The following is a 5,188-nucleotide window of genomic DNA, read 5'->3' as shown; positions in this document are numbered from 1 at the left end:
AGGATGTGGGTGGCTACCTGATGGACTACTACAACCGGCAACGACCTCATGCATTCAACGACGGTATTTCGCCCGTTGCAGCTGAGGAAAACCTTAAAACACTGTCCGGGATTAGTTGACCACTACACTGACCAATCGGCGGTTGCACCGTATGATTCCAGGTAGAACTTGCCAAAGTTGATGGCATGTCTTCTATCAGCATTCTTAAGCGACTCCTGCATGTATGAGCTGCTAAACATGTAAGAGTATTTGGCAACCCCCAAAAGAAGACCGACGGCGACAAGCCCTTTGAAAAGAGTGAAGATTAAAAAAGGCCAAGATATTTCATTAAGGCTACTTATATCTGTTGTAAAGGTTATAGTGACGAACAGTCCAAAACCTACTATCAATGAAGCTGCGCCGACACCGCTCCATATTTTAGATATCCTGTGGAAGGTAGATTCTTTGCTACTTAAAACTTCCAGTGCGTCTGAAACGTAATCCCGCGACGTCTGCTCCAATTTCTTTCTGCTTTCTTCTGTCAGGCGCTCCTTTTCCTGCTGTAAATCTAAGTGAGCCCGCTTCAACTGGACTTCGCGTTCCCTCACCTCCTTCTCTAAACGACTACGTAGTTCCTCAGCCTCAACTGTCCTAATGTGGAACTGCTTTTCAAGCTCCTTTTGTCGTTCTGCGAGTTTCCTTTCTCGTTCTATAAAATACTTCTCGCGCTCATCGAACTCTTTTCGGAGATCCCTTTCTTTCTCAAGCTGCTCCTCTTTCAAACGCGTGCGATAGGCATCCAGCTCACGCTCTTGTTGCTCGATAATCTCTCTATATCGAGATAGCTCAAGCTCTCTAGCGTTTAGGTACTCGCTCTCCTTCGCTGCCGATTCGCGTCTTCTCGACTCTTCCATTCTATCCTGCATAAAGGATCACTCTTTAGTTTGCATAACATTTTAATAGTAAGCATGCGCGTTTTCATGATCTGGATATCCGCTTACTTTTCACCTCAAACTACCGAATTTTCTCGTTTTTTGCCAGAACTCAGGTCAAGGTTTTTTTCGAGAAACCGTGCATGCCGCCTATCCTGAATAGTTGTGCGCACTCTATCCTGTTTTATATCTGCTCAAAGCACTGATTTAATTGTTCTTTTCAGTAAGACTCTGGACTTTCTGTGCAACCCATTCACCCAAAGCGTGCGAGTATCGCTGGGGTTTGCCGTCTATGGCTTGCTGGGCGTAAAATGCGTCTTTGTTTCTTCCGCCTGCAGGATTGATTTTGACCACTGACGCTTCTTCCACTACCCAGCTTTTGCCCGGCCCGATTCTGGTGTTTGATTCGGGGGTGGGTGGCTTGTCGATTGTGCAGGCCCTGCGGGAGCGGATGCCGGAGCTGCCGCTAGCTTATGCTTGTGATAACGCGGCTTTTCCCTATGGTTTGAAAACCGATGCCTGGCTGAAGGAACGGGTGCCCCAGGTGATCGGTGAGCTGATCCAGCGTATCAACCCCTGCATGCTGGTGATTGCCTGCAATACCGCCAGTACGGTGGTATTGCCTGAGCTGCGCGAGCGTTTTCAACTGCCGGTGGTGGGTGTGGTTCCTGCAATCAAACCGGCGGCGCTGATGACGCGTTCCGGCCATATCGGCCTGCTGGCGACTCAGGGAACCATTCAGCGCACCTACACCCAGGAATTAATTGCTACCTACGCCAGTGATTGTGAGGTCACCCGCGTGGGCAGTAACGAACTGGTACAACTGGCCGAAGCCAGTCTGGCCGGGCAGCCACCGGATAAAAAAGCCTTGCTGGCGATTCTTGCGCCCCTGCTGGAACAACCGCGTTTGGATACCGTCATTCTCGGGTGTACGCATTTTCCGCTTTTGCAAAAAGAGCTGGCTGCCGTGGCCAAAGAAGCCGGAGCGGCTCACTGGCAGTGGATAGATTCTGGTGCGGCCATTGCCCGGCGGGTCTTTCAGCTGCTGAGCGAAGCCGGTTATGCCAACCCCTGTTGTGTCGATACCTATGATCAGGGCTGTTGGCTCACCGGGCCGCTGCCTGCTGACAGCCAATTGCCAGCCGCTCTAGAATGGCGGGGTTTTGCCCCGCTGATGAATCTGGATTTGCCCCTAGAGGCTGATCTCAATACCGCCTCCGTCTTGTCTGCAACCCTCTAACACAGTGATTTGATTACCATGGCTTCATCCCTGCCCCGGGTTACTCCCGAGCTTTATCCGCAACTGCTGCAAGAAAAAGCTGACCTCTTGCGCCAGCAGTTTGCCGCTTTTCAGCCCCCCGAGCTGGAGGTTTTTGAATCCCCCGCCAGCCATTACCGCATGCGTACCGAGTTTCGTGTCTGGCATGAAGGCGATGATCTTTTTTACATCATGTTTGAGGTGGCTGAAGACCCCAAGAAGGATCGCCGCCAGGTGCGCATGGATGAGTTTCCCGTGGCCAGTCGTGCCATTAATGACTTGATGCCCCGCCTGCTGGATGCCATCCGCGACCAGCCCCTTTTACGCCGTAAGCTGTTTCAGGTGGAGTTTCTTCACAGCCTGGCCGGGGAGATGCTGGTCACCCTGATCTACCACCGCAAGCTGGAAGAAGAATGGGAGGCGGCTGCCCGTCAATTGCAGGTAGAGCTGGGCGTGATGCTGATCGGTCGTGCCCGCAAGCAGAAGATCGTGCTGAAAAGGGATTACGTGCTGGAGGAACTTCAGGTTGGTGAGCGCAAACTGACTTACAAGCAGGTTGAAGGCAGCTTCACTCAACCCAATGCCTGTGTATGCGAGAAGATGCTGGCCTGGGCCAGGGATGTCAGCCGCCCTCAAGCCGAAGAAGAAAAGCGCGATCTGGTGGAGCTTTATTGCGGCAATGGCAACTTTACCCTGGCGCTGGCCGAAAACTTTCGCCGGGTGCTGGGCACGGAAATCAGCCGCACCTCCGTGGCAGCCGGTCAGTACAATATTGAAGCCAATGGCATCAATAATGTACGCATCGAGCGGATGTCAGCCGAGGATTTTTCCGCCGGACTGACCGACCCCGAATCCAAACCGGCGCGCAAGTTTGCCCTGGCTGACTATGACTTTTCCACCGTTCTGGTCGACCCGCCTCGCGCAGGCCTGGATGCCACCACCCTGGAACAGGTCAGCCGCTACGAGCGGATTATCTACATCTCCTGCAACCCGGATACCCTGGCCGACAACCTGGAAACACTGAGCAAAACCCACCGGATTGAACGCTTTGCCTTCTTTGATCAGTTCCCCTACACCCACCACCGCGAAGCCGGGGTGTATCTGGTTAAAATGTGAGGTCTAGTCGGACAGCGGGCTGGCGGCATGATGCACAGCAAGGATATCTATCTGGTCAGGCTTGATCAGATAGATAATTCGGTAAGGTGGTTCAATGATTTCTCGAAGTTGATCTTGATCGTATTCGGGAAGCTTACGCCCAGCTAGTGGAAAATCACTGATTTGTATCGATCTGCGTGTAAGCCGGTCAACTGTTCTCAACGCATAGATCTCAGAGTCCTGCGCAATCCAGGCATAGATAGCATCCAAGTGTGCTTCAGCGTTTTCCGTCCAATGCACCTTCATCCTTGCAGACCATATTTCCTTCTAATTTCACTAACTTCACGGGTTTTGCCTGCTTGACTCTGTTGCAATCCTTTCTCGATGGATTCTCTAAAATAAATTTCCTGCATCAAATCTTCCCACGTTGCTCCATCAGGCAACTGGTCAATCAAACGATGAGCTTCTTCCTTAGAGACTGCTTCTGGCATCGGGGCTACCTTTTCTTTTCTCTTCTATTGAATCTAACAAAGCGCCTCCTTTGCGTCTAGCCTTGGATTCTGGGTAGCCTAACCATTAGATCATTAAAAATACATTGTTCATTTTTTCTGAACGATGTATTTTTATGAACACAAAGTAAGCAAGGGGGCTCTCATGCCTTATAAAAGCAACGCTCGTCTTATCCAGCAGTGCCTGGAAGCTCTTAATGAGCTGACCGGTCAGGAATTCCTGTTGCAGGGTGATCAGTTGATAGGTGCTGACCGGCAAGTTCGCTTGCTAGTTGAAGCTCGAAAATCCTTAACCTCTACTACTGCCGGTACCCTGATCAGTCAACTGCAGCCAGAGCAAGCCAGCGGTAAGCTTCTGATGACCGAGTACATCAACCCGGTTCTGGCAGAGCAATTCCGTAAAGCCGGTTTACAGTTTGTGGATGCTCAGGGTAATGCTTTTATTCAACAGCCTGACTTCTTTCTTTTTATCTGCGGTCAAAAACACACCGCAAAGTCTCAATCTCAGCCCGGAGCTTTCACCAAAACCGGAATGCTGCTGGTTTTTATGCTGCTCAAGAAGCCTGCATTGCTTGAGGCCACTTATCGACAGCTCGCTGCTGAACTCTCCATTTCGTTGGGTAAGCTGACTGGAATCATGCAAGAACTGGCTGACCAGGGCTATTTGACCCGACACAAGCAGGGCCGACGTGAACTGCGCCAGCTGCACCAATCTAAACAACTGATGCAAACCTGGGTTGAGAACTACCCGCAGCAACTGCAGCGGCATTTGCAGAAAGAGGCCTTCACCAGTGACCAACCCGACTGCTTTGAACGCATTGATGCTGCCAGCCTGCCTTTACTCTGGGGTGGTGAAGTAGCTGCAGCAGGTTATACACAAGGCTACTTACAACCCCAGAAGGCTTTAGTCTACATTTCCGGGGAGCAGCTGCCCCAACTTCTGCGTCATGCCCGATTACGTAAAATCAAACCGGGCGAATATCCTGAGCGCGTGATTGAAGTGGTTGAACCTTTTCTGCCACTGGAAAAGTTACAAGGCAAGCAAGAGGGGCTGGCTGACCCCCTGCTTGTTTATGCAGAATTACTCAGCAGCCTGGAACCCAGAAATCTGGAAACAGCAAGGAAGCTTTATGAACACTACCTGGATACAGCTGACCAATGAACTAGGAAACCTCTGATTAACTATTGCGCTTGATTATACTGCGTTGAAATTGACCTCAAAATGCTCATTTACTTGGTGTAAACTCCGCTTTTTCGTTCAATTACGCCTTGCCTAACCTGCGCTCATTGTAGTGGTCAACTAATCCCGGACAGTGTTTTAAGGTTTTCCTCAGCTGCAACGGGCGAAATACCGTCGTTGAATGCATGAGGTCGTTGCCGGTTGTAGTAGTCCATCAGGTAGCCACCCACATCCT

General features: G+C 50.9%; 6 protein-coding genes. 3 read left to right on the top strand and 3 right to left on the bottom strand.

What is annotated here, in order from left to right; translation table 11 throughout:
* Positions 1-122 precede the first annotated feature (122 nt).
* A complete protein-coding gene (locus tag DFK18_RS14375; RefSeq protein WP_114418970.1) occupies positions 123-905 on the bottom strand; it encodes a hypothetical protein in 783 nt (260 codons plus the stop codon).
* Between the two features lie 352 nt (positions 906-1,257).
* On the opposite strand from DFK18_RS14375, the gene murI reads away from it, so the two are divergent.
* Both murI and trmA read left to right on the top strand, forming a co-directional pair.
* Entirely contained in the window at positions 1,258-2,151 is an 894-nt protein-coding gene (gene murI / locus DFK18_RS14370) for a glutamate racemase (RefSeq protein ID WP_178006197.1), read from the top strand.
* An 18-nt stretch (positions 2,152-2,169) separates the two neighbouring features.
* The gene (gene trmA / locus DFK18_RS14365) at positions 2,170-3,285 is read left to right on the top strand and encodes a tRNA (uridine(54)-C5)-methyltransferase TrmA (RefSeq protein WP_114418969.1); all 1,116 of its coding nucleotides are present in this window, start codon (positions 2,170-2,172) and stop codon (positions 3,283-3,285) included.
* Between the two features lie 3 nt (positions 3,286-3,288).
* Here the strand turns inward: trmA and DFK18_RS14360 are convergent, their stop codons facing one another.
* A complete protein-coding gene (locus tag DFK18_RS14360; RefSeq protein ID WP_114418968.1) occupies positions 3,289-3,570 on the bottom strand; it encodes a type II toxin-antitoxin system RelE/ParE family toxin in 282 nt (93 codons plus the stop codon).
* Entirely contained in the window at positions 3,567-3,755 is a 189-nt protein-coding gene (locus DFK18_RS14355) for a hypothetical protein (RefSeq protein ID WP_114418967.1), read from the bottom strand. The genes DFK18_RS14360 and DFK18_RS14355 overlap by 4 nt, the downstream gene beginning before the upstream one ends.
* A gap of 163 nt (positions 3,756-3,918) precedes the next feature.
* Between DFK18_RS14355 and DFK18_RS14350 the strand changes: the two genes are divergently transcribed.
* Positions 3,919-4,935: a type IV toxin-antitoxin system AbiEi family antitoxin gene (locus DFK18_RS14350; protein WP_162299803.1), complete on the top strand. Its 1,017-nt coding sequence runs from the start codon at positions 3,919-3,921 to the stop codon at positions 4,933-4,935.
* Positions 4,936-5,188: the final 253 nt, after the last annotated feature.

This window comes from Marinospirillum perlucidum, from assembly GCF_003336805.1.
In the GTDB taxonomy this organism is placed as follows: domain Bacteria; phylum Pseudomonadota; class Gammaproteobacteria; order Pseudomonadales; family Halomonadaceae; genus Marinospirillum; species Marinospirillum perlucidum.
Note: the sequence above shows the minus strand (reverse complement) of the source record. Positions and strands in the feature narration are given on the sequence as shown.